This is a genomic window from Bifidobacterium colobi, from assembly GCF_018555455.1.
GTDB classification, from domain to species: Bacteria; Actinomycetota; Actinomycetes; order Actinomycetales; family Bifidobacteriaceae; genus Bifidobacterium; species Bifidobacterium colobi.
The window spans coordinates 324,822-349,008 of record NZ_JAFEJU010000004.1; the positions used below are offsets into that span (position 1 = coordinate 324,822).

Below are 24,187 nucleotides of genomic sequence, written 5' to 3' on the forward strand. Positions count from 1 at the left end.
GTAGTACGGTTACTGATATTGCAAGGAGGGTGCCGATATGGCAGAACGTAGCCTCAGGGGTATGAGCATCGGAGCGAAGTCTCTGGAATCCGACGATAACGTTGATTTCGCAGCAAGGAACGATGTCGCATACGTGTGCCCGAAGGGTCACCGAACCATCCTGCCGTTCGCTGAAGGTGCCGAAGTCCCTGATGAGTGGGAGTGCCGCTGCGGTGCCGTGGCGCATCGCGAAGGCGATGACGATCGCGAGGCTGATGAAATCAGCAAGCCGAGCCGTACCCACTGGGATATGCTGCTGGAGCGTCGTAGCGAAGAAGAACTGGCCAAGCTGCTGGAGAAGCGTCTGCAGATGCATCGCGACGGCTGGATTCCCGACTACGAGTGATAGCCCATCGCACACAACCTGCGCGCACGATGCTGCGTAAGTTGAACAACACGTGAACCAATGCCCAGTCAAAGCGACTGGGCATAATCATTGCTGGACATGTTGCCTCACAACGCTGCAGTACGTAGCTCATAATCACCGGGCAACAGCACAATTGATGACAAACACAGGGGAGTACCTTCAATGGCACAGCATCCGAGGAATGTAGTTCTGCTCGATCTGGACGGCACGCTGACCAAGTCCGATGGCGGCATTATTGCTTCCGTGGTCAAGACTTTCGAGGCTCTGGGCCGTCCGGTTCCGGATGATGCGGAGCTCAAGCGCTTCATCGGACCGGCCATCATCGAATCGTTGCAGCGCAACCATGTGCCGGCCGACGAACTCGATCATGCAGTAGACATCTACCGTAGCTACTACGCGGACAAGGCTGTGTTCGACGATCCGAACGAGCCTGGCAACAAGGTGCCCGGCCGCTTGGTGAACGTGGTGTTCCCTGGCATTCGCGAACAGCTCATCAAACTGCGTGAAGACGGCTACTACCTGGCATTGGCCAGCTGCAAGCCGGAATACCAGTGCATTCCGATCTGCGAGCATTTCCATCTGACCGAACTGCTTGATGGCATCTATGGCGCCTCCAAAGACAACACCCGTTTGGATAAGGATCAGGTGATTCGTTACTGCTTCGAGAAGATCGGTTTCGATGCAGCGCAAGGGGATAAGGCCGTGATGATCGGCGACCGTTACACCGACATCGATGGTGCACGCGCCTGTGGCCTCGATACCATCGGCTGCCGTTGGGGTTACGCGCCGGAAGGTGAAATGGAAGAACACGGCGTGTATGAGATTATCGAAACCACCGACCAGCTCGAAGACGCAGTCAACCGTTACTTCGCCACACACTGACGGCATTCACAGCTGAATGAATCATTCATAATGCAGTGAGCGCCCATCCCAGTAAGGAGAGGGCGCTCACTGCTATGCGCAGCATCAGATGGATAATACTGACATTCGGATTCCGTACCGTGTAATCAAATATCCCACTAATCTGACATAACGTACATTATCGGCTATTTTGTGTCATCGTCATTCTTATGGATGGCAATGCCGAGCTTGCGATCCATTTCGGTTTCCATCGCATGCCGAGCTTGCAGATACATGACCAGAATCTCAAGCATCACCAGCACGATGATGATGATCGCCGCACCGAATGCATTCATCTCATAGAAATCACGGACATCAACATCCATAGCATCAGCGGTAAGCGCATATACCGGGAACGGCACAATCGCCATTACGAATGATGCCACATGCAGCATCACCATGGTCCAGCTAACGGGGTTAACCGGCGGTCGCTTGCTCCGTGGCACAAAGATCTGCCCGCGCATAATGGTGATCACAATGATGTTGAACGCCATGACCGCAGCGATGATCCAAAGCAATGCAGGGAGTATTTCAATAAACATATGCAGTGTTCCTACGCCATTTCACGCTGCAGTTTCCGCGCTTCAAGCTTCTTGCGCATACGCATGGCAGTCAGCTCGTCGATGGGCCTGTTCGTGCTGATCTTCATCGGCTGCGCTTCAAGATCAACGTAATCCTCATGCTCCAGTGCCACTTCGATTTGATGCCAAAGCGACCCCACCGATACCGCGAACACAGCTTTGCCACTTTGCAATAACGTCAGCATTTCCTCACTGGTAGTGCATTCATGAACATGCTGACCATCGCACATGATGGTGACGTTCGCCAGCTGATCGGTACTGCGTTGCGTGAGAAAACCAATGGCCGCGGTCACGTTCTGCAGATTCACACCGGCATCAAGAAGACGTTTCGATACGGCGAGAATCACCACATCTTTGAATGAATACAATCGTCTGGAACCGGATCCATGCGACGGTGTGATCGATGGTTCTACAATCTGTTTGCGTGCCCAATAATCAAGCTGACGATAGGTGATACCCGCCACTTTGGATGCGACAGTCCCCCGGTAGCCTCGTTTGGCTTCCTGCTCGTCGGCATTGGAGAACAACTCCCCCTGTATCGCTTCTTCGCTCATATGCTCACGCTCCTTGAGCGGAATATGAAGATGCAGTCCGGTTGCTCCCATCGCACGCTCCTTCGCCGCCACTGGCCTTAAGTTTCACGAATGCGATCCGCTTAAAGCCAGTGTAAGCCTCTCACGCGATGATTCAGTGGGAGATGACAGCGGATTTGGTGAAGAACACCAAGCGGAACTTGCCGATCATGATTTCGTCGCCGTTCTTCAACACGGCCTGATCGACACGTTGACGATTGACATAGGTTCCGTTCAGACTGCCTGCATCAACCACAGTGAATTGGCCATTGACGCGGCGGAATACCGCGTGTTGGCGGGATACCGTGGAATCGTCAAGCAAAATATCAGCTCGGGGATCACGGCCAACGGTGATTTCATCCTCATCCAGAAGGTAGCGTGAACCGGACACCGCTCCCCTAGTGGAAATCAACAACGCCGTTCCTTCGGCCAGACGCGTAATCGTGTCCAAATCATCCTGGGTCAGCGGACGATCGCCAGTGGAGGTAACGGGCAATACATTAATAGCAGGCAAGCCGATAATGGTGGTTTCGCCTGCGCTTGGAATCGGATCAGTCATAACTCCTCATTCTACCGTCTTCGCGTACTTATTTTGCGTAGCTGTGCGGACTTCATCTATCACGATGTTATCCGAAGACTCTACATCAACGTTGGAACCATATTTCACCTGCAGTTGCGCTCCCACACCGCCGGCGATATCCACCGCGTTGGAGAGCTCCTGCGGATTGCCTATGGCTTTGACCACATATGGCGGATTAATGGCCCTTCCATCGCAAATCAGCCCGGTATCCGCATCCTGGATATACGTGGATGCGATCACACGGACACCATTGATAGCCATGACCTCAGCACCAGCGTTACGCAGTTCCTCAATCAGATTGAACATAATCGAGGCATCAACCTTGTCATCGGTTCCACGGCTCACCGTTACGGTCACGCCTTTGCCGTGAGCCGGAAGCCTGCCGGAGATCAGGCCGCTGGTTTCCTCGTTCTGCTTGGCGATCTTACGAGCCTGTTCCTGCTCGTTGGCGGCGGACTTCAACGATTCCAACTGATTGGACAACTGCGTTTTGCGCTGTTCGAGATTGCCGATCTGAGTATTCGACTCATTCAGCAGACGCACCAGCTCGTTCTCATCCAACGTCTCATACGTGGACTTGCTGTTATTGATCTGGCTCATATAGGCGAAGCCCAGCAACGCGCACATGAGCATCACGAGAATCGATGAAATGAGGCGTGAACGGTTGGAGTGCGCGTTCAAATCCCTACGGGGCTTTTTGCGTACCTTAGGGAACGAGCCGGTTTCCATCCGGTCGTTGACCTTGTCCTGTGCATGCTGGTCGCGCATCTTCTCCAGCATGTTATTGGATTGCGCTCTACGTGCCATGTCAGCCTCTGAAGATGAATCGTCTGATTGCGGACACATTCGAGAAGATACGAATGCCCAGCACCACGATTACAGCGGTTTGCAGCTGCGAACCGACTCCGAGCTGGTTGCCGAGGAATACGAGAAGCGTGGCCGTAATGACGTTGGCGATGAAGGAGATAACGAACACACGGTCCGAGAAGCTTCGTTCGAAATACGCTCGTGCGGCACCCAGCAGAGCATCAAGCGCGGCAACCACCATAATGGGCAAATAGGGCTGCACTACAACGGGAATGTCCGGTTTGACGAACACTCCGACCACAACGCCGATAATCAGACCGAGAACGGCTGCCATTACTATTTCCTCTCTGCATACTGGACATCTCCAGCTACCGCTGCTTCAAGTGTAATCGAGTTGGATTTACTGACCTGAGGGTAAATACCTGCTTTTTTGAATGAATCGTAAAGACTTTTGAGGTTCTTCTCCCCCATGCGCTCCGCCAACAGGTTTTTGTCGCCAATGGCTTCAATCGTGTAGGGGCTTTCGATGGCGGTCATGCCGATGAGAATATGCCCGCCCGCTTTACGAATGGATGTCTGTGCACCGATGCGATTGCCATTGATTGATATGGCTTCCGCACCATTGCTGAACATGAGTGACACCAACTGTTGCAAATCCAAATCGGTGACGACACGAATGTTGTTGGTCGTGCCCACGCGCGTGGATGTGGATTGGTCTGATTGGCTGGCTGCAATCGGATCGGCCAATGTCATGGTGATGCCCGGTCCCGTGACGCCTACCGTACCGTTCACCATCTCATCCTGCACCAACGTGCTGCTTTTCACATTGCCGGAGATCTTCTTCGACTGATTATCGACTTGGGTTTTGAGCCCGTTGACATCATCGGTCAACTGTCTGATTTGGTCGTTACGGTCTTCCAACTGACCAATCAGAGTCTGGCGTACCTGTTTGCGAGGGTCGGACTGCAATTGTTGCACGAAAAGACTGCCGGCGAATCCCACGCCGACGCAGATCACAAACACAATGATGCGCGTGAACCAGAAAGACCAACCGGATCGGCGATCATGGACGAGACGCGAGTCGGAAAACATGGGATCCATCGGGCGATTAACCAGATCGTCAATGAGCCGGAGTGAATCATCATCGGTTTTACGGCGTCGCCGAGTACGAATCGCGGCCGCATCATCCGGAGACAATGCGTGGTGCGCGTCTAATGCGCGAAAAGAAACGGAGAAAATGGCGCGACGATGCACCGGCATGTTTTCCTCTGGGACAGGAAACGATACCGGTGCAACGGAATCAAGCACCATACTTCTCCCCCAGTTCCTTGCGCAGGAGTTCAACGCCCTGACGCGTGTAGATGTAGCCGGCGAGCCAGTACATGGCCACGCCCCAGACGCCGGCCGCCAATGCGGCCAGATATAACGTATGGAAGAACGGGTTGGTGCCTAGATCAGCCACAATCAGTGCCACGATGGAAATCATGAGCAGCGCGGTACCTGCTTTGCCTACAAAGTGCACGGGCAGCGGACCGTAGTCATATTGCGCGAGCCAGACCACCTGAATGGCCATCCATAGATCACGCAAACCCACCACGATCAGCATCCACATGGGGATGATTCCCGCAATGCCGAGAGCGAGAATCGAGCAGATGATCAACAGGCGGTCGGCCAATGGGTCGAGAATCTGCCCGATTTTACTGACCTGATTGAATTTGCGCGCAATAATACCGTCGACGCCATCAGAGGCCGAGGAAATGGCAATGAGTGCCAGAGCCGCCGCCATCTCGTGACGGGAAATCATCGCAGTGATGAACGGAATCGAAATGATTCGACATGCACTGATGAGATTCGGCACGGTGAAATAGATATCGCGCGCCTCTGGACTGTACTGCGTATCGGTATGCTGATGGGTCATAACAACGGTTCAGTTTAGATGCGGGAAGCCTGCAGCGCGGTAACGATGATGCCGCGTGCACCGACTTCGTACAAATCATCCATAAGCTGGTTGACTTTTGCCTTGGGTACCATGACGCGCACTGCGTTCCACTGCTTGTCGTGCAGCGGCGAGATGGTCGGGCTTTCAAAGCCCGGGGTCACGGCCACTGCTGCGGCGACCTTGCTCACCGGAATATCGTAATCCATGAGCACATACTGGTGTGCGGTCAGCACGCCCTGGAGTCGGCGGGACAGCACGGCGAGACGCGGATCGTTCTCGTCGAGTCGAGGAGAACGAATCAGGCAGGCTTCGGAGTGCATCAACGGTTCGGAGAACACGCGCAGTCCTGCGTTGCGCAGCGTAGTGCCGGTGGATACCACATCGGCGATGAGATCGGCGACGCCGAGCTGGACGGAGGATTCCACGGCGCCATCCAAGTGGATGGTTTCGGCTTCCACACCGTGCTCGACCAGATAATCGTGCACGAGCTTGTCGAACGTGGTGCCGACGCGCTTGCCCTGAATATCTTCCAGCGTGGTGATCGGAGAATCGTTCGGCGCGGCGAAGCGGAAGGTGGAGGCGCCGAAGCCCAACGGCATATGTTCCAGAGCGGATGTGCCGGAGTTCTTCAGCAAATCTTCGCCGGTGATGCCCACGTCGATGGCACCGCGGCCAACGTATACGGCGATGTCCAACGGACGCAGGTAGAACAGTTCGATATCGTTATCGGGATCCTGCACTACGAGCTGGCGTGAATTGGTGCGCAGACGGTAGCCGGCCTCGGCAAGCATGTTCCATGCCGGTTCGGACAGCATTCCCTTATTGGGTACGGCGATTCTCAGCATGATTTCTCCTCTCCCCTGCTGGGAGTTCGTGTTCTAGTGAGTTCTGGCGGTATTGGATGTGATGGAATCCGGTATGTCTGTGTTTGGGTTGCGCCGTATCGCCTTAGGCTGATGCAGCGCAACCCAAACACTTAAAGGCAATCACAGGTGCTTGTACACGTCTTCGAGGGTGAGGCCGTGCTTGATCATCATGACCTGAACATGGTAGATCAACTGGCTCATTTCCTCGGCGGTGCGGTCAGCACCCTCATATTCGGCGGCCATCCAAGTCTCGCCGGCCTCTTCGATGATCTTCTTGCCGATGAAGTGAGTGCCCTTGTCGAGCTCCTCAACGGTCAGGGAGCCTTCCGGACGGGTCTTGGCCTTTTCGGAGAGTTCGGCGAACAGGGATTCAAACGTCTTCATAATCGTAATGTCCTTGATAAGGGGCTGAACTGCAGCCTCTGGATGATTGTTTTTCAGTCCTGGTATGCGGCTTCGGCCTTGGCGCGAATGTCGTCAATGGCCTGTGCCGGGTTCTCGGCGCCGTATACGGCGGAACCAGCCACGAGCACATCGGCACCGGCTTCTGCCACAATGTGTGCGGTCTTGGGGCTCACGCCACCGTCGACCTGGATGCGGGTCTTCAAACCACGGCGGGTGATCTCATCGCGCAGGCGACGGACCTTGGCCATCTGGTTGTCGAGGAACTTCTGGCCGCCGAAACCGGGCTCGACGGTCATGACGAGAATCATGTCGAACTCGTCGAGAATGTCGAAGATCGGTTCGACCGGTTCGGCCGGACGGACGGCGAAGCAGGCCTTGCAGCCCATATCACGCAGCTGGCGAGCCAGACGCACCGGTGCATGGGTGGCACCCATGTGGAAGGACACGGAGGCGGCGCCGAGCTTGGCGTATTCCGGAGCCCAACGATCAGGGTCCTCAATCATCAGGTGCACGTCAACCGGCAGGTCGGTGACCTGGCAGATACGGCCGACGATCGGCTCACCGAGGGTGAGGTTCGGCACGAAATGATGATCCATCACGTCAACGTGAACCAGGTCGGCGTTGGCGATGGCCTTGAGGTCACGCTCAAGGTTGCAGAAATCGGCGGACAGAATGCTGGGTGCGATTGCGATCTTGCTCATGGTTTCCTACCTTATCTTTGCAATGGGACTTGCTCAGTCTTATTTTCCCACGTATTGCGGGTTATTTGCGCTTCTTTTCCGCGTCTTGCTCCTCTTGAAGGCGCTGGCGTTCCAGTTCATCCGCGGTGACTTCGGTGAGACGCTGTGCCTGCACCTTGGAATCCGGTCCATGCTGGTACAGCACTACGAACAGCGCGCAGCCGATAATGAACACGAGGATTGCGGTCCACACGTTGGTTCGCAACCCCAGAATGACGGTCGAATAGTTGATACGCACATTCTCGATCCACGTACGGCCGAGACCATACCACATCAGGTACATGGCGAACTGCTGGCCGGCCTTGAGTCGGTCGGCGAGTTTGGCACCAAGGTAGATGATGAGGGCGGCACCGATCAGGTTCCAGATCATCTCGTACAGGAATGTGGGGTGGAACAGTGTGGTTTTGTAATCCGGGCATTGCGAGCCGTTGTAGCAGATCTCGGACTTGCCGATGGCATCGGCATCATTGAGCTTCAGGCCCCACGGCAGGTTCGTGGGCCAACCGTACAGCTCCTGGTTGAACCAGTTACCGAGTCGGCCGATGGCCTGTGCCACGGGCAAAGCCGGAGCAATGGCATCAGCGAAAATAGCGAACGGATAATGCTTATGACGGCACCACAGGAACGCCGCAAGCGCACCCACGGAGATACCGCCGAAGATGGCCATGCCGCCTTCCCATACCTTGACGATGTTGATGAGCTCACCGGTCGGCGGGAAGTAGGCGGATGGCGTGGTGATGCAGTGGTAAAGACGCGCGCCTACCAAAGCGCTCGGCACGGTGACCAATGTGGTGTCGAGAATCTGGTCGAAGGTTCCACCGTAGCGTTTCCAACGCTTGGTCAGTATCCATACCGCTACGCATACGCCAATCAGAATGCAGATGGCGTACATATGAATGGTGACCGGACCGATCTTGAATTGCGAAAAGGTCGGTGAAGGGATATAAGCCAGATTCATGGTGCCTCGTGTCGTGCCGTATTCAATGCTTGTTGCTCATGATCGCATGCCTGTGTAATGGCATGCGTGCCGAGTCACTACCCTACTGCCTGAGACGCGTAACAGGGTAGTGACTCGCCAAAAAGTTCATCGAGCGTTATGAATACCTTCGGCAAGCTCCTCGCTCTTGGCGGCGAGAAGCTTCAGACCTTCGGCGGTATCGCGAGCGGTCTTATTATCGTCAGCGAGCAGGGTGTGCACCAATGCGGAGCCGACGATCACGCCATCGGCGTAGGAGCCGACCTGAGCGCCTTGTTCGGCGGTAGACACACCGATACCCACACACACGTTCTTGGCACCGGCCTTACGGGTACGTTCCACGAGCACTTCCGGAGAGGCGTCGATGGTGGAACGCTCGCCGGTAACACCCATGCGGGCGGCTGCGTACACGAATCCGCGCGCATTGCGGGCCACGGTTTGAAGACGATTGTCGGCGGAATCCGGAGAAACCAGGAAGATACGGTCGAGACCGTGATGGTCGGAGGCTTCAATCCACTCGCCGGCTTCGTCCGGAATCAAATCCGGGGTGATGAGGCCAGCGCCACCGGCGTTCTCGAAATCGGTGGCAAAACGCTCCACACCATAGTGGTAAATCAGGTTCCAGTAGCTCATGATGAGCGGCACACCACCGGCATTGGCTACGGTTTCCACGGCTTCGAAGACACGCTTGATGGTTTCGCCGTTCTTCAAGGCGATGGAGGATGCCGCCTGAATCACGGGACCGTCCATCACCGGATCGGAGTATGGCAAGCCGATTTCCACGGCGTCAACACCGTGTTCAACCATGGTTTTGAGCGCGTCGAGCGAGACTTCCGGGTTCGGGAATCCGTACGGCAGGTAGCCGATGAATGCCGGCTTGTTCTGCGCCTTGAACTTGGTGAACATTGCCTCGGTCTGGCTGGGCTTGTGGCTGATGCCCAGCGGCTGGCCTGATGGCGTGGTTGCTGTATTGGTCATAATGTCGTTCTCCTACTTACGCATTCTTCGGAATCATGCCACGGTGTTGCCGTGTGCTCCGGTGACTTCCAATGCCTTGGCCTGATCGTCGGTCAGGTAGCCGAACCACTTGCCGGCGGTGGCCATGTCCTTATCGCCTCGGCCGGAAATGTTGATGATCATCACGGCCTTGTCATAGCCCTTGGCCTTGAGGTCTGCGGCGGCTTTGTAGGCACCGGCCACGGCATGGGAGCTTTCGATGGCGGGGATGATGCCTTCGGTTTGGCTCAGGTCGCGGAAGGCGTTCATGGCCTCCTCGTCGGTGGCCCAGGAGTAGTTCACACGACCGATGTCCTTGAGCCATGCGTGCTCAGGGCCAACGGATGCGTAGTCGAGGCCAGCGGAAATGGAGTAGGTGTCAAGGGTCTGGCCTTCGTCGGTTTCCAGCAGGTAGCTCTTGGCGCCCTGGAACATGCCGAGCTGACCGGTACCGGGAGCGAAGCGAATGGCGTGCTTGCCGGATTCAGGGCCATTGCCGCCGGCCTCATAGCCGTACAGGTTCACACGATCGTCATCGAGGAAGGCGTTCATCACGCCGATGGCGTTGGAGCCACCGCCCACGCAGGCGCAAATCGCATCCGGGTGGTCGATGCCGTACCAATCCTGCAGCTGCTGCTTGGCTTCCTCGCCGATGATCTTCTGGAAGTCACGCACCATGGCCGGGAATGGGTGCGGACCCGCAACCGTGCCGAGCAGGTAATGCGTGTCCTTGACGTTGGTCACCCAGTCACGCAGTGCCTCGTTGATGGCATCCTTCAAAATACGGTCACCGAGGGTCACTTCCACCACTTCGGCGCCGAGCATGCGCATGCGGGCCACATTCAAGGCCTGACGGCGAGCATCGATCTGACCCATGTAGATACGGCATTTGAGACCGAGCATGGCGCAGACGGTGGCGGTGGCCACACCATGCTGTCCGGCACCGGTTTCTGCGATGACGCGGGTCTTGCCCATGCGCTTGACGAGCAGGGCCTGGCCGAGCGCGTTGTTGATCTTATGGGCACCGGTGTGGTTCAGGTCCTCACGCTTCAGGAAGATACGTGCATCAAGACCGGTCTTGTCTTTGATGAGCTTGGCGAAGCGCGGCGCTTCGGTCAGCGGGCTCGGACGGCCCACATAACGCTGCTGTAAGGTCATGAATTCCTTATGGAATTCCGGATCTGCCTTGGCCTCGTTGTAGACGCGTTCCAATTCGTCAAGCGCGGTGATCAGCGCTTCAGGCACGTAGCGGCCGCCGAACTGTCCCCAGTACGGTCCCTGATGTTCGCTTAATGGGGTGCTTTCGGATGCTTTCACTTGTGCTCCTGCCTTTACTAGTCGTTCCACTGCAAGTTCATGATTGTCGGCGGTGGCCACGCCTTCGCCGACCAGGACCGCGTCCGCTCCCGCACGGGCGTAGTCCTCTACTTCCACGGCGCCGAACACACCGGATTCCGCCACTTTGATGACGTCATCGGGCAGATCGGCAGCCAGTTCGTTGTATTTGTTGACATCCACGCGCAGATTCTTGAGGTTACGCGCGTTGATGCCGATGACTCGTGCGCCGGCCTTGCGTGCGCGATCGATCTCCTCACGCGTGTGCGTCTCCACCAGCACGGTCATGTTGAGTTCATGCGCCAAATCCAACAAATGCTTGAGTTTGGCATCATCCAACGCCGCCACGATCAGCAGTACCAGATCGGCGCCGTGTGCACGGGCCTCATAGATCTGGTAATCGGTGACGATGAAATCCTTGCGCAGCACCGGAATGTGCACGGCGGCACGGACCTTATCCAAATCGTCAAGGGAACCGAGGAAACGACGGCCTTCGGTCAGCACGGAAATCGCGCTGGCTCCACCCTTCTCGTATTCCTGGGCCAAGCCGGCGGGATCCGGAATATCGGACAAATGGCCTTTGGATGGGGATGCGCGCTTGATTTCGGCAATCACCGGAATGCCGTCAGCGCGCTTAAGCCATCGCATCGCGTCAATCGGAGCAGGGGCGGCAAGCGCGGCCTTCTTCACATCCTCCAGCGACACGGTACGTTCGCGGGTTTGCTGGTCTTCCAGCGCGCCCGCCACCAATTCGTCCAGAACCGACATGATCCTCCCTTTGTTGGTAGTCGATCATGCGTCACTCTAGGTCACTGTGAGGGTAAAGGCCGCGCCTGTCCTACATTTTGGGCTATTGCGCGTGCAATCAATAATTATGTCAATGACATGATGTCAATGATCATGCTTGCACCAGCGAACGCAACAAAGCAATCTCCTCGCGGTGCGTATCCGGTGTTTGTTCCTTGGTTTCCAGAATCATCGGCAGCTTCGCCATAACCGGATCGTTCACGAGTCGAGTGAAGAACGGGATGCCGAGTTGTCCTTCGCCGATGTTGGCATGGCGATCCTTATGCGAGCCGAGACCGAACTGGGAATCGTTTACGTGAATGGCTTTGACCAGATCCAGTCCAATGATGTCATCCAACTGATGCATCACACCCTCATAGTCGTTCACCAAATCATATCCGGCATCCAGCACGTGGCAGGTATCGAAGGTGATGCCGACATTCGCCTTGTTATCCACACCGTTCATGATGGTGGCGAGTTCTTCGAAGCTGCGTCCGCATTCGGTGCCTTTGCCGGCCATGGTTTCCAGCAGCACCGGAATGCCATCCGCTCGTTCGAACACCTGATTCAGCCCCTCGCTGATCAGCTGACATCCGGTCTCGGAACCTTGCCCCACGTGGGAGCCGGGATGAATGTTGATGTAGGTTTCCTGCCCTGCCTCGCGAATCGGGGTCAAAAGCTCAATATCCTCGGCCAATGCCTCAATGGCGAACTGGCGTTTGGCTTCGTCCTTGCCGGCGAGATTGTACACGTAGGGCGCATGTACCACCAGCGGACCATAGCCTTGCGCCTTAAGCTGCGCGCCGAACTCCCCCGCCCGAGCTGGATCCAATGCCTTCGATCGTTTGCCGTACGGAGACCGTGGGAAGAATGCGAATGCCGTGCCGCCTTCGTCATGCGAACGCTTGACCAGAGCATTCCATCCGCCGCTCGTTGATAGGTGCGATCCGATAAACAATGCCATCATTCCCTCTCGTTGTTCAGCCGCCATAGTGCTACCGATATCTTATATACGGCATCTGGCATGGCTCGCCTTATCTGCGAGGCGCTCGGCGTCCCTATGGTCAGCAAGTTGTCAATGTCTCAATCCGGTCTTTCCGGCAGTACTATGGATTCATGTCTATCAATTGGTGGCGTGTGGCGCGGATTGCCTGTTACGTATTGCTTCTTATTACTTCAGTAGGTAAGAGTCTGCTGCTTGCCGCAATAGCCGCGGTCGCTCTTGCATTGGATATCATTGAGTATTTCTGGGATCGTCATCAGCGCAATCGCAACAGCCAGCAGTGAAAGGGAGGTCCATGCGACTCATCGGCAATATTCTGTGGATTATTCTGGGTGGTATTGAAATCGCCATCGGCTGGGCTCTTATAGGACTTGTGCTGTGCATTTCGATTGTCGGCATTCCGTTGGGACTACAGGCTTTTAAGATGGCGGGACTCACATTGACGCCGTTTGGCAAAACCGTACGGTATGGCGGTGGCGTTGGCTCCACTATCGCCAATATCATCTGGGTGGTGCTGGTCGGCGTATGGATGGCGTTGAGCTATGTGGCGGCAGGCGTGCTCAATTGCATCACCATCATCGGCATTCCATTCGGTTTGCAGTCGTTCAAGATGGCGAAGCTGGCGCTCTGGCCGTTCGGCGCGCAGATCGAAAACCTATAATCAGCGGCTTATATATGGTAGCTGTTACTGCTGCCATGCTTTCAACACGTTTGCAGGCACTTTGGACGCATCGAAGCGGTAATGCCCGGTGACCGGCATATGGGTTTTAAACGCCAGATAGTCGTTCTCACGCTGCCGTTGGCCCATATTATGCAGCACATACGGCAGTCCACCCGTATCACGCTTGTCCGAAATCACGCCAATGTGTTTGGCGTTGCCGAACACCACGATATCTGCCGCCTGCCATGTGCTGATGTCATTGATATCAGTTGGCAGCGTTTGCGCATACTTGGCGAAGAATACCTGCTGTACACCGACGCGACGAAAATCGATATTCGGATCCGGTGCAGGTGCCACGGAGGCGTAGCTCGCGGGGTCGGCCGCAATATCCGCGTCAATCATCGCCTTCAAATCGTATCCGGCTTCCCGGAACGCGCGCCACACCAGATCAGTGCAGGCACCGCGATCATCCGGCGGGTACCCGCCTTGATAGTAGCCGGCATCATATTGCGGTGCGGCTTCGGCATCCTTTCGTGCGCCTGCGATGATATCGGTGTAATCATCGTTGCCATTACCGTTATAGTCAACCGAACTGCGCTCATATGTTGCCGTGGTCTGCCGTTGCTGGGGCACTAGTGCCGGCTGTATTTCCGTATCCTTCCATTGCGCCACCCAGTGCCGTCCGGATATGACGCCGGCAGCAACCGCAATCATGACCATAATCGCGGCAATCACTGCGCGATAGTGTTTGCGCACATGATTCGATCCGCGCTGCGATAGATGCTGTGCCATGACGCTCGCCTCTCGTTATGCATTCGCCTTACGTATGCGATCTCAACTACCATCGCCATAGTCATTCGCTGAACACTGTAGACGTACTCAGCTTGGGGAACGGCTGTGAGAATACAACTTCGCCATACGCGCACATAATCGGTGCCCATGTCAACCGGTATGATGTGATATTCGTCAGTATTTTCGAGCGCATCGGACACACGCGCATGATGCAAAAGGAGTCCTCAGCATGGCGAATGCCAGTACCGGCAAGACCGGCAATGAGACCGGTCTGGAACGGAAAATGGAGTCCCGTCATCTGACGATGATCTCCCTCGGTGGCGTTATTGGCACCGGTCTGTTCGTCAGCTCCGGCTACACGATTCATCAGGCGGGTCCGCTTGGTGCAATCCTGGCCTATGCGGTCGGCTCGCTGTTGGTGTATTGCGTGATGGTGTCGCTGGGCGAGCTGTCCGTAGCCATGCCGTATGCCGGCAGTTTCCATATGTATGCCAAACGTTTCATTGGGCCCGGTACCGCATTCACCATCGCCATCCTGTACTGGCTCAACTGGGCGGTGGCGTTGGCCAGTGAATTCACTGCGGCGGGACTGTTGATGCAACGTTGGTTCCCGCATTCGCCGGCATGGGTTTGGTCGGCCGTGTTCATTGCCGTGGTGTTCGTGCTCAATATTCTGTCCGTGCGCCTTTACGGCGAGGCGGAATTCTGGTTTGCCTCCATCAAGGTGTTCGCCATTGTGGCGTTTATTATCATCGGTCTGCTGGCCATGTTCGGCGCGATTCCGATCGCCGGGCAGGCCAAGGCGCCGCTGTTCACCAACTTTGTGGCCGATGGCTGGTTCCCGAACGGCATTGCGCCCGTGTTCGCCACGTTGCTGACCGTGGTGTTCGCATTTTCCGGCACCGAAGTGGTGGGTGTTGCCGCCGGCGAGACCAAGGATCCCGGCAAGGCGATTCCGAAGGCCGTGCACACCACCGTGTTTCGTTTGGCGATGTTCTTCATCGGTTCGATTCTGGTGATGGCCGCGTTGATCCCTTGGCATCAGGCGGGTGTGGAAACCAGTCCGTTCGTCTTGGTGTTCCAATCCATCGGTATGCCGTTCGCCGGTGATGTGATGAACTTTGTGGTGCTGACCGCCGTGCTCTCCGCCGCGAACTCCGGACTGTACGTGTGTTCGCGCATGGTGTGGTCATTGGCCAAAGAGCATTTGATTCCCGCACGATTCGCCAAAACGAATTTCCATGGCGTGCCGGTCTGGGCCGTGTTGTTCAGCATGGCCGGCTCGCTTCTGGCGTTGCTGTCTTCGGTCATCGCGGCCTCCACCGTGTATCTGGTGTTGGTGGCCGTGTCCGGTTTGGCAACGCTTGTGGTGTGGTTCTCCGTATGTGTATGCCATATCCGATTCCGCCGCGAATGGAAGGCATCCGGCCATACCGTTGATGAGCTGGGCTATACGGCTCCCGGATATCCGGTGCTCCCCTGGCTGGCCATTGTCATGTGCATCGGCGCACTCGTGCTGGTGGTGCTGGATGATACACAGCGCAGCACGCTCTACTGCATGATTCCGTTCGTCGCCTGCTGCTATGGCGGCTATTATCTCCTCGAACGGCGGCGTGCGCATACCAACGAGCAGGCGTAACCGAATCATTCGGGTACGCCTGCTCGTGCCATTATTGTTCGGCTATTCTTTCGGCTAATCTCCGAAAACAGCGCCGACGATGCTGGAGACGATGGACATGATGATCGATCCGATAACCGACCACCAGAATCCATCGATGATCACGCCTACGTTAAACAGCGAGAACGCCAGCCATGAGGCAAGTTCCATGAACAGCCAGTTGAGAATCAGCGCGAACAGTCCAAAGCTCAGGATGGTGAACGGCAGCGCCAGCACATGAATAACCGGCTTGATTGACGCATTAATCAATGCCATGAACAGTGAGAATGCGGCGATGCCCAGAATCGGCGGTTCACCTACCGCTTCCATACCGGGAAGCACGGCGACCATAACGGCTGCGGCCACGGTCAGTACCAACCAACGGGAAATAAATGCTTTCATATTCCCCGATTATCCCAGCGCAATTGCGAACGGACTGTAATGAACGCTATGAGCTGAGTCGGCTCATAGCAATGCAGGCAGTGCACAATGGGGGCTGCCCTTCCCATAGAAGGACAGCCCCCATATGACCATATGACTGGTCACAGTTCGCGCAGTTGAGCCGCGATCTGCACGGCTTCGACGCTGGCTTCAGCCTTGTTGCGGGTTTCCTGCCACTCGTTTGCGGGCACGGAATCAAGCACAATACCGGCACCGGCCTGCACGCTTGCCTCGTGATCACGCAGGAACGCGGTACGAATGGCGATGGCCATATCCATGTTGCCGGAGAAGTCGAAGTAGCCGACCGTACCGCCGTAGATACCACGGTCCGCAGGTTCCAGTTCGTCGATGATCTCCACTGCACGCGGCTTGGGCGCGCCGGAAAGCGTGCCCGCGGGGAACGCGGATTTGAACACGTCGAAGGCGGTCAGCGACGGATCGACCTTGCCGGTAACCGTCGAGCAGATGTGCATGATATGGCTGAATCGCTTGATGTCCATGAGCTGTACAACATCCACGGATTGCGGTATGCACACCTTGCTCAGATCGTTGCGGGACAAGTCCACGAGCATGATGTGTTCGCTGCGTTCCTTGGGGTCGGCAAGCAATTCCTTGGCGAGTTTCTCATCCTCTTCCGGCGTGGCGCCACGCGGGCGGGAACCGGCAATCGGGAAGGTCATGGCGTGGCCGTTGTCCACCTTGATCAAGGTTTCCGGGCTGGAGCCGATCACGTTGAAATCACGCCCTTCGGCATCGGTCAACGCCATGAAATACATGTACGGGCTCGGGTTCAACGTGCGCAGCACACGGTAGACGTCAAACGGATCGGCAGGCGAATCGATGTCGAGACGCTGGGAGATGACCACCTGGAACACGTCACCATCAATAATGTGCTGCTTGGCTTCCTCGACCGCATGCTCATAGTGGCTTTTCTCCGTGCGGAAACGTAGCTCCGGCTGGGGCACAGACTCGTCCAGTACGTTGACGCGGGCTTCGCCCGGCGTCGGTGTTGCCGCGTCACGCTGCATCTGGTCGAGGCGAGCCACAGCCTCGTTGTAGGCGTTGTCCGCACGCGTCGGCTTGTTGTCCACGTTCACCGCGTTGGCGATGAGCCATACCGAGCCGGAGACGTGATCGACCACGGCAATATCGGTGGCCAACGCCAATACGGTTTCAGGCTGACCCGTCTCATCCGGCGCTTCAGCGCGCAACGTGGGCTCCCAATGACGAATGGCATCCCAACCCACTGTGCCGACAAGACCGGAGGTCAGGTTCGGCAGACCCTCTACGTGTGGAGCTTTCAACGTTTTGAGCGTGGCATGAGCCACCTCAACCACATCACCCTTGGTGGGAACGCCAACCGGCACTTTGCCCAACCAATCGGCCTGACCATGATTGGAGCGCAGCTGTGCCATCGAATTGACGCCAATGAAGCTGTACCGACTCCAGCTGCCGCCGAATTCCGCGGATTCAAGAATGAACGTACCGCTGCGACCTCCGGCAAGACGTTCATAGAAACCCACCGGTGTCAATGAATCGGCAAGCAGACGGCGCACGATGGGAATCACGCGATACCCCTGATCAGCCAGTTCGTGGAATTGCTCACGGCTTGGCCAGGTGGCACCCCATTTGAGATGCTTGACGCTGCATTCACTCATGTTCACTCCTCCTTTGACTGCTCAGCGCTGCTCAGCAGGACGATGCCCTTCCACGACCGGCAGCGGACCGCCTTCGAGGAAGCAGCTGCGCTTGCCGGTATGGCATGCGGCGCCAACCTGATCGACTTCGACCAGCAGCGCATCGCCATCACAGTCCAGTGACATACCCTTCACGTACTGCACATGGCCGGAAGTGTCACCCTTACGCCAGTATTCCTGGCGGGAACGCGACCAGAACGTCACACGACCGGTGGTGAGCGTTCTGCGCAACGCCTCATCATTCATATAGCCGACCATCAGCACTTCGCGGGTATCGTACTGCTGAATGACGGCGGCGACCAGTCCCTTGGCATCGCGCTTCAGTCGTGCCGCAATGCGCGGGTCAAGCTCAGTGGAATTATCGTATGGAGTATCTGTCATGGTTCCCTACCTACCTATGGACAATCGTAAACAAGCAATCATATGCGTGCAGCGGCTGCGATCCTGATGGGCAATCGGCTACAGCCGCGCAAGGCTATCGCACGGTGTAGCCGTGCTTCTTCAACTCGGCTTTGACATCCGCGATGGTCATAATGCCGTAGTGGAATACCGAAGCCGCCAGTACCGCGTTGGCACCTGCTTCAATGGCCGGCGGGAAGTCTTCGACCTTACCGGCACCACCGGAAGCGATAATCGGAATCTTGACTTCCTTGCGGACCTCGCGAATCATTTCCAGATCGAAGCCCTGCTGCGTGCCGTCCGCATCCATGGAATTCAGCAGAATCTCACCGGCACCGAGTTCTTCGGCACGCTTGACCCACCAGATGGCATCGATGCCGGTGGATTTACGGCCGCCCATCGTGGTGACCTCGAATCCGGACTGCGTATGCTGCTCGCCCTTCTCACGGCGCGCATCCACGGAGAGCACCAGCACCTGATTGCCGAAGCGATCCGCCACACGGCTGATCAACGAGGGGTCATTGATGGCAGCGGTATTGACGCCGACCTTATCGGCACCGCAACGCAGCAGTGAATCCACATCCTCCGGCGTACGCACGCCACCGCCAACGGTCATCGGGATGAACACCTGTTCGGCGGTACGGGATACCACATCAACCATGGTGTTGCGGTGGGAGCTGGATGCGGTGACGTCCAAGAAGGTGAGCTCGTCGGCACCTTGGCGGTAGTATTCGGCCGCCAATTCCACCGGATCGCCTGCATCCTTGAGATTCTCGAAATGCACGCCTTTCACCACGCGACCATTATCGACATCCAGGCACGGGATGACTCGTACCGCCAGCGACATGCTTCACTCCCCTGTTCGGTTTCGCTTATTACAGTCCTTCAGCCTACATACTTCCCATGTCATGGGTGCTACGAATATCTGCAATATGAGAATACAGGAACGCGGCTTGATCTATCGCTCTTTGGCTGCCAACTGTCCGCAGGCGCCATCGATGTCCTGACCGCGGGTATCGCGCAAGGTGGCAGTAATGCCGGCATCGTGCAGGATTTCCAGGAAACGCCGCTCGTCTTCAGGCTTGGAGGCGGTCCACTTGGAGCCTTCGATTGGGTTGAGCGGAATGGGGTTCACATGTGCCCAATTGTCGCCGTAATGGTTGAGACGCTTGGCCAGCAGACGTGCATGTTCCGCCTGATCGTTGATGCCGCGCATCAATGCGTATTCGATGCTGACGCGGCGCTTTGAGGCAAGCCAGTAATCGTGTGCGGCATCCAGCACCTGGGTGGTGTTGAAACGCTTGTTCATCGGTACGAGTTCGTCACGCAGCTCGTCACTCGGGGCGTGCAGGGAGACCGCAAGACGTACCGGAATGCCTTCGGCCGTAAGCTTCTTGATACCGGGGACCACGCCCACCGTGGAAACAGTGATATTGCGGGCGGAAATGCCGAAACCTTCCGGCGGCATGGCGGAGATCTGCCGTACCGCGGAGAGCACGGACTTGTAGTTGCCCATGGGCTCGCCCATGCCCATGAACACAATATTGCTCAAACGGCCTTCGCCGCCGGCCACTTCACCGTCACACATCATTTTGGCGGCGACTCGCACCTGTTCCACAATCTCTCCGGCAGACATGTTGCGGGTAAGGCCGAGTTTGCCGGTGGCGCAGAAGGGGCATCCCATGCCGCAGCCGACCTGCGAGGAGATGCACAGCGTGGTGCGCGTGGGGTATCGCATCAACACGGATTCAATCAATGACCCATCGAACAGCTTCCACAGCGTTTTGATGGTGGTGCCTTGATCGGCCACCTGCCGGGTGACTTCGGTGATGAGCTGCGGGAAGAACGCTTCGGCTGCTTCGGCTCGCTTGGCAGCCGGGAAATCAGTGAATTCTGCGGCGTTGACGTCAAAATGGCCGTAGTAATGGTTAGCCAGCTGCTTGGCACGGAATTTCGGCAAACCTAATTCGCTTGCCTTGGCGATGCGCTCCTCAGGAGTCATATCCACGAAGTGCAGCGGTGGCTTGCCGCGACGGGCATGGTCCTTGGAGAGCACATCGCGAAAAGCACCGGAAGTGCCGCCCGGAGTGATGCCGGTTTCCGGAGTATCGGTTACATAAGTAGTCATTGATATCGCTTCACTCTCGATTTGCAGGACTCTCGATTTATAGACCGGTGATCCACAGCAGAGCGCACGTGAACGGTGCGCTCATCAGAATGGAATCCACGCGATCCATCACACCGCCATGGCCCTTGAGCAGATGGCCCATGTCTTTGATGCCGATGTCACGCTTCAACATGGAAGCGCACAAATCACCGAACGTACCCACCGTGCCGATGAGGATGCCGGCAACAATCGGCACCCACCAGCGGCTGGCCCAAACCGATGAGTCATAGGTGCAGGCGAACACGGCGAAGGCACCGACCATGGCGAACAGCATCGATCCGATCAGACCTTCCACGGACTTCTTCGGAGAGATTCTCGGACTGAGCTTATGCTTACCCAGCCAAGCGCCCGCGAACAGGCCGCCGGTATCGGAAAGCGCCGGCAGGAACACCAGCATGATCGCGTGGGCGATGGGATGCTCGTTGAAGGTCAGCGGAATGATGATGCAGCTGGCCAGCAGCGGAATGTACAGTACGGTGAGCACGGAAACAGCCACATGGCTCAAACGTGAGTGATGCAGCTCTCCCCCATCATGGTTGAACGAGGATTCCATGCGCGCGCTGGCATCGGTGCTGGAAAGCTTGCCGGCAACCGCCAAAGACAGGCGATTACCGAAGCTCAGCTTCGCACTGGCCGCAATGGACACCAGAATGATGGAGACAATGATACTCATCGACATGGTGATGAGATGATATGGCGCATAATATGTGGCGATCAAAGTGAACGCCGAGCACAACCAGAGCATCACCACTGGAATATGCAGACCGACGGTGGCGAAATCCACCCTCAGCTCCCAGAGCGCCAGAATCATAAATACCACGACCAACAGCACGAACAGGTCGATGCTGAATAACAGACTTCCCAGAATCAGGGCGACGAGCAACACAGCCGTGCCCACGGCTTGAGGCATGTTGCGGCCGGTTTTCTTGTTGATCTGATCGAGAGCCTCTTCGGCCTCTTCGTGCAGTTGTTCGTTACGTTCCATGGCGTTTTCCCGGATATGGTCTTCTCAGACCTCCATGATCTCCTTCTGCTTGGTGTCAAGCAGTGCATCAATCTCATCGGTGACGGACTTGGTGACCTTGTCGAGCTCCTTGAGCAGACGATCGCCTTCATCCTCGCCCATGTCGCCGTCCTTGACGGACTTGTCGATGGTTTCCTTGGTCTTGCGGCGGATGTTACGCACGGCGACCTTGCCGTCTTCGGCCTTGCCCTTGGCGAGCTTGACGTACTCCTTACGGCGGTCCTCGGTCAGCTCCGGCATGGTCAGACGAATGACATTGCCGTCACGGTTCGGGCTGACGCCCAAATCGGAGTTACGGATGGCCTTCTCCACGGCCGCAGCCTGGGAGGCATCGAACGGAGTGACGGCGAGGGTGCGCGGTTCCGGCACGCCGATGGAGGCCACGGCCTTGATTGGGGTCGGTGCACCGTAGTAGTCGACCATGATGCCGTTGAGCAGCGCCGGGTTGGCACGGCCGGTACGGATGCCGGAGAAGTTCTCCTTGGTGTTTTCCACGGTCTTGGCCATCTGTTCCTTGGCCTGATCGATAAGAGACATAGTTACTCCTTGTTGTTGGACGTTGGTGTTCTTCTATGAACGCTTGTTATTTGATTGTAGGCGCTAATGCTCACTCGGCCACGCGCGACTCGGCGGTGGAAACCAAGGTGCCGATTTCGTCGCCGACCAGGGCGCGGGTCACGTTGCCTTCGCCTTCAAGACCGAAAACGCGGATGAGCTTGCGGTTGTCGCGGGCCATGGACAGTGCCGAGGCGTCCATGACGGCGAGATTATCGACCAGAGCACGGTTGTAGCTCAGGGTCACGAAGCGCTTGGCGTTTGAATCCTTGCGCGGATCGGCGGTGTACACACCGTCCACGCCGTTCTTGCCCATGAGTACCTCATCGCAGTGGATTTCGAGCGAACGCTGGATGGAGACGGTATCCGTGGAGAAGTACGGCATGCCGGCACCGGCGCCGAAGATGACCACACGGCCCTTTTCAAGATGGCGGATGGCCTTCAGCGGAATGTATGGTTCGGCAACCTGACCCATGGTGATGGCGGTCTGCACGCGGGTGGACTGGCCTTCCTGCTCCAGGAAGTCCTGCAGGGCGAGGCAGTTCATCACAGTACCGAGCATGCCCATGTAATCGCCACGGGAACGGTCGATGCCAGCTTGCTGCAGCTCGGCGCCGCGGAAGAAGTTACCGCCGCCGACCACGATGGCGACCTGAACGCCCTGCTGGACTGCGGGAACAATTTCTTCGGCGATACGGCGAACCACATGGGTGTCGATACCCACTTTGCCGCCGCCGAATGCTTCGCCTGACAGCTTGAGCAGAACCCTGCGCGGCTTATCGCTTTCAGTCATATGATGTGCCTTTCCTTGAATCCACGAAAAGTGCCTGAAAAATATCCGTAGATAAGGGTATCGGCTTACAACGACACCCCATGTATCGACACCCGGGCATGAGAGCAAAGCAGCAGAACAATAGCGATTGAAAATGCTGGAGCATATGGAAAAGCCACCCAGAACGTGTGCTCTGGATGGCTTTTCCAAGCAATCAATGCGTCAGGCGCATCGGATGAGCGCTAAGCTCACTCCTCTTCGCCCTTGCCGACCTCGATGCGGGCGAAGGCAGTGGCCTTGCCGCCCACTTCCTCGAACAGCTTGCCGACGGTCTTGGACGGATCCTTGACGAACGGCTGCTCGAGCAGCACGACTTCCTTGAAGAACGCGTTGAGACGGCCTTCGACGATCTTCGGGATGATCTTCTCCGGCTTGCCCTCAGCCTGGGACTTCTCGGTGGCCACGCGACGCTCGGACTCGACCACATCGGCCGGAACGTCCTCGCGGGTCAGCCACTTGGCGCCCATGGCGGAGATCTGCAGAGCAGCTTCGTGAGCCACGGCAGCGCCAGCCTTGTCGGTGGCGATCATGGCGACGATGCTCGGCGGCATCTCAGCGGACTTCTTGTGAGCGTAGATCTCGACGTGCTCGCCGGAGATCTTGGCGAACTGGCCGACCTTGACGTGCTCACCGAACAGTGCGGCAGCCTCTTCGATGGCGACCTTGACGGTGGAGTCGCCAGCCTTGGCGGCTTCGAGCTCTTCAGCGTTGTTGGCCTCAGCGGCGACGGCGTAGCCGAGCACCTCGTCAGCGAACTCGACGAACTTCGGGGTCTTGGCCACGAAGTCGGTCTCGGAGTTCAGCTCGACGGCGTAACCGGTCTCGCCTTCAGCACCTTCGACAACCTTGGAGGCGATGGTGCCTTCCTGAGCCTTGCGGCCTTCACGCTTGCCGGCTGCGGCGATGCCCTTGGCGCGGATGATTTCCTTGGCGCGGGCCACGTCGCCTTCGGCTTCGGTCAGGGCCTTCTTGACGTCGAGCATGCCGGCGCCGGTGTCCTCACGAACCTGCTTGATCAGTGCGGCGGTAATTGCTGCCATTGATTATTCTCCTTTAAGAAGATATTGCTT

29 protein-coding genes are annotated in these 24,187 nt (G+C 56.9%); 5 read left to right on the top strand and 24 right to left on the bottom strand.

Translation table 11 applies throughout. The features are described 5' to 3' along the window. The first annotated feature begins 37 nt into the window (after window positions 1–37). Window positions 38–385 (top strand): RNA polymerase-binding protein RbpA, encoded by a 348-nt coding sequence (locus tag JS530_RS07725; protein ID WP_044090254.1) that lies wholly within the window; start codon window positions 38–40, stop codon window positions 383–385. A gap of 183 nt (window positions 386–568) precedes the next feature. Continuing rightward, a complete protein-coding gene (locus JS530_RS07730) occupies window positions 569–1,288 on the top strand; it encodes an HAD hydrolase-like protein (RefSeq protein ID WP_214376596.1) in 720 nt (239 codons plus the stop codon). Window positions 1,289–1,452: 164 nt separating this feature from the next. On the opposite strand, the gene JS530_RS07735 is transcribed toward JS530_RS07730, so the two are convergent. The 14 genes from JS530_RS07735 to JS530_RS07800 all read right to left on the bottom strand — a co-directional run bounded on the left by JS530_RS07735 (window position 1,453) and on the right by JS530_RS07800 (window position 12,856). Next, complete coding sequence (locus tag JS530_RS07735) at window positions 1,453–1,848, bottom strand: hypothetical protein (protein ID WP_214376597.1); 396 nt, start codon at window positions 1,846–1,848, stop codon at window positions 1,453–1,455. 11 nt (window positions 1,849–1,859) lie between these two features. Then, window positions 1,860–2,492 (bottom strand): MerR family transcriptional regulator, encoded by a 633-nt coding sequence (locus tag JS530_RS07740; protein ID WP_214376598.1) that lies wholly within the window; start codon window positions 2,490–2,492, stop codon window positions 1,860–1,862. Between the two features lie 82 nt (window positions 2,493–2,574). Beyond that, on the bottom strand, window positions 2,575–3,018 hold the full coding sequence (locus JS530_RS07745; protein WP_214376599.1) for an FHA domain-containing protein: 444 nt from the start codon (window positions 3,016–3,018) through the stop codon (window positions 2,575–2,577). Between the two features lie 6 nt (window positions 3,019–3,024). Next, window positions 3,025–3,846 (bottom strand): DUF881 domain-containing protein, encoded by an 822-nt coding sequence (locus JS530_RS07750; RefSeq protein WP_214376600.1) that lies wholly within the window; start codon window positions 3,844–3,846, stop codon window positions 3,025–3,027. Between the two features lies 1 nt (window position 3,847). Beyond that, a complete protein-coding gene (locus tag JS530_RS07755) occupies window positions 3,848–4,180 on the bottom strand; it encodes a small basic family protein (protein WP_214376601.1) in 333 nt (110 codons plus the stop codon). Window positions 4,181–4,182: 2 nt separating this feature from the next. After that, a complete protein-coding gene (locus JS530_RS07760; RefSeq protein ID WP_214376602.1) occupies window positions 4,183–5,157 on the bottom strand; it encodes a DUF881 domain-containing protein in 975 nt (324 codons plus the stop codon). Next, a complete protein-coding gene (locus JS530_RS07765) occupies window positions 5,147–5,764 on the bottom strand; it encodes a CDP-alcohol phosphatidyltransferase family protein (protein ID WP_214376603.1) in 618 nt (205 codons plus the stop codon). Before JS530_RS07765 ends, JS530_RS07760 begins: the two co-directional genes overlap by 11 nt. A 14-nt stretch (window positions 5,765–5,778) precedes the next feature. Next, entirely contained in the window at window positions 5,779–6,630 is an 852-nt protein-coding gene (gene hisG, locus JS530_RS07770) for an ATP phosphoribosyltransferase (protein WP_214376604.1), read from the bottom strand. A gap of 141 nt (window positions 6,631–6,771) precedes the next feature. Beyond that, window positions 6,772–7,035, bottom strand: a complete 264-nt coding sequence (locus JS530_RS07775) for a phosphoribosyl-ATP diphosphatase (protein WP_214376605.1) — start codon at window positions 7,033–7,035, stop codon at window positions 6,772–6,774. Window positions 7,036–7,088: 53 nt separating this feature from the next. After that, window positions 7,089–7,757 (bottom strand): ribulose-phosphate 3-epimerase, encoded by a 669-nt coding sequence (rpe, locus tag JS530_RS07780; RefSeq protein ID WP_214376606.1) that lies wholly within the window; start codon window positions 7,755–7,757, stop codon window positions 7,089–7,091. A 61-nt stretch (window positions 7,758–7,818) separates the two neighbouring features. Next, window positions 7,819–8,754, bottom strand: a complete 936-nt coding sequence (gene lgt / locus JS530_RS07785) for a prolipoprotein diacylglyceryl transferase (protein WP_214376607.1) — start codon at window positions 8,752–8,754, stop codon at window positions 7,819–7,821. Between the two features lie 126 nt (window positions 8,755–8,880). After that, window positions 8,881–9,750 carry a tryptophan synthase subunit alpha gene (trpA, locus tag JS530_RS07790; RefSeq protein WP_214376608.1) on the bottom strand — a complete coding sequence of 290 codons (870 nt, stop codon included), beginning with the start codon at window positions 9,748–9,750 and terminating at the stop codon, window positions 8,881–8,883. Window positions 9,751–9,783: 33 nt separating this feature from the next. Then, a complete protein-coding gene (locus JS530_RS07795; RefSeq protein WP_214376609.1) occupies window positions 9,784–11,871 on the bottom strand; it encodes a bifunctional indole-3-glycerol phosphate synthase/tryptophan synthase subunit beta in 2,088 nt (695 codons plus the stop codon). Between the two features lie 130 nt (window positions 11,872–12,001). Then, window positions 12,002–12,856, bottom strand: coding sequence for a deoxyribonuclease IV (locus JS530_RS07800; RefSeq protein WP_214376610.1), 855 nt, complete (start codon window positions 12,854–12,856; stop codon window positions 12,002–12,004). A gap of 149 nt (window positions 12,857–13,005) precedes the next feature. Between JS530_RS07800 and JS530_RS07805 the strand changes: the two genes are divergently transcribed. Next, window positions 13,006–13,176, top strand: a complete 171-nt coding sequence (locus JS530_RS07805; RefSeq protein ID WP_214376611.1) for a hypothetical protein — start codon at window positions 13,006–13,008, stop codon at window positions 13,174–13,176. An 11-nt stretch (window positions 13,177–13,187) separates the two neighbouring features. Further along, window positions 13,188–13,553, top strand: a complete 366-nt coding sequence (locus JS530_RS07810) for a YccF domain-containing protein (protein WP_214376612.1) — start codon at window positions 13,188–13,190, stop codon at window positions 13,551–13,553. A gap of 24 nt (window positions 13,554–13,577) precedes the next feature. Here JS530_RS07810 and JS530_RS07815 read toward each other — a convergent pair whose 3' ends face one another. Then, the gene (locus tag JS530_RS07815; protein WP_240541136.1) at window positions 13,578–14,345 is read right to left on the bottom strand and encodes a DUF1287 domain-containing protein; all 768 of its coding nucleotides are present in this window, start codon (window positions 14,343–14,345) and stop codon (window positions 13,578–13,580) included. A 229-nt stretch (window positions 14,346–14,574) separates the two neighbouring features. On the opposite strand from JS530_RS07815, the gene JS530_RS07820 reads away from it, so the two are divergent. After that, window positions 14,575–15,984: an amino acid permease gene (locus JS530_RS07820; RefSeq protein WP_214376613.1), complete on the top strand. Its 1,410-nt coding sequence runs from the start codon at window positions 14,575–14,577 to the stop codon at window positions 15,982–15,984. 54 nt (window positions 15,985–16,038) lie between these two features. Here JS530_RS07820 and JS530_RS07825 read toward each other — a convergent pair whose 3' ends face one another. From JS530_RS07825 to tsf, 9 genes are all read right to left on the bottom strand, one after another. Continuing rightward, entirely contained in the window at window positions 16,039–16,404 is a 366-nt protein-coding gene (locus JS530_RS07825) for a phage holin family protein (protein ID WP_214376614.1), read from the bottom strand. A gap of 140 nt (window positions 16,405–16,544) precedes the next feature. Further along, window positions 16,545–18,101: an anthranilate synthase component I gene (locus tag JS530_RS07830; RefSeq protein WP_214376615.1), complete on the bottom strand. Its 1,557-nt coding sequence runs from the start codon at window positions 18,099–18,101 to the stop codon at window positions 16,545–16,547. A gap of 21 nt (window positions 18,102–18,122) precedes the next feature. Continuing rightward, window positions 18,123–18,521, bottom strand: coding sequence for a phosphoribosyl-AMP cyclohydrolase (gene hisI / locus JS530_RS07835; RefSeq protein ID WP_214376616.1), 399 nt, complete (start codon window positions 18,519–18,521; stop codon window positions 18,123–18,125). A gap of 94 nt (window positions 18,522–18,615) precedes the next feature. After that, on the bottom strand, window positions 18,616–19,386 hold the full coding sequence (gene hisF, locus JS530_RS07840) for an imidazole glycerol phosphate synthase subunit HisF (RefSeq protein ID WP_214376617.1): 771 nt from the start codon (window positions 19,384–19,386) through the stop codon (window positions 18,616–18,618). A 111-nt stretch (window positions 19,387–19,497) separates the two neighbouring features. Beyond that, entirely contained in the window at window positions 19,498–20,667 is a 1,170-nt protein-coding gene (rlmN, locus tag JS530_RS07845; RefSeq protein WP_214376618.1) for a dual-specificity RNA methyltransferase RlmN, read from the bottom strand. Window positions 20,668–20,704: 37 nt separating this feature from the next. Continuing rightward, entirely contained in the window at window positions 20,705–21,691 is a 987-nt protein-coding gene (locus JS530_RS07850) for a phosphatidate cytidylyltransferase (protein WP_214376619.1), read from the bottom strand. Between the two features lie 24 nt (window positions 21,692–21,715). Beyond that, entirely contained in the window at window positions 21,716–22,267 is a 552-nt protein-coding gene (gene frr, locus JS530_RS07855) for a ribosome recycling factor (protein WP_214376620.1), read from the bottom strand. A 70-nt stretch (window positions 22,268–22,337) separates the two neighbouring features. After that, on the bottom strand, window positions 22,338–23,078 hold the full coding sequence (pyrH, locus tag JS530_RS07860; RefSeq protein ID WP_214376621.1) for a UMP kinase: 741 nt from the start codon (window positions 23,076–23,078) through the stop codon (window positions 22,338–22,340). Between the two features lie 227 nt (window positions 23,079–23,305). Next, a complete protein-coding gene (gene tsf, locus JS530_RS07865; protein WP_033891153.1) occupies window positions 23,306–24,157 on the bottom strand; it encodes a translation elongation factor Ts in 852 nt (283 codons plus the stop codon). Window positions 24,158–24,187: the final 30 nt, after the last annotated feature.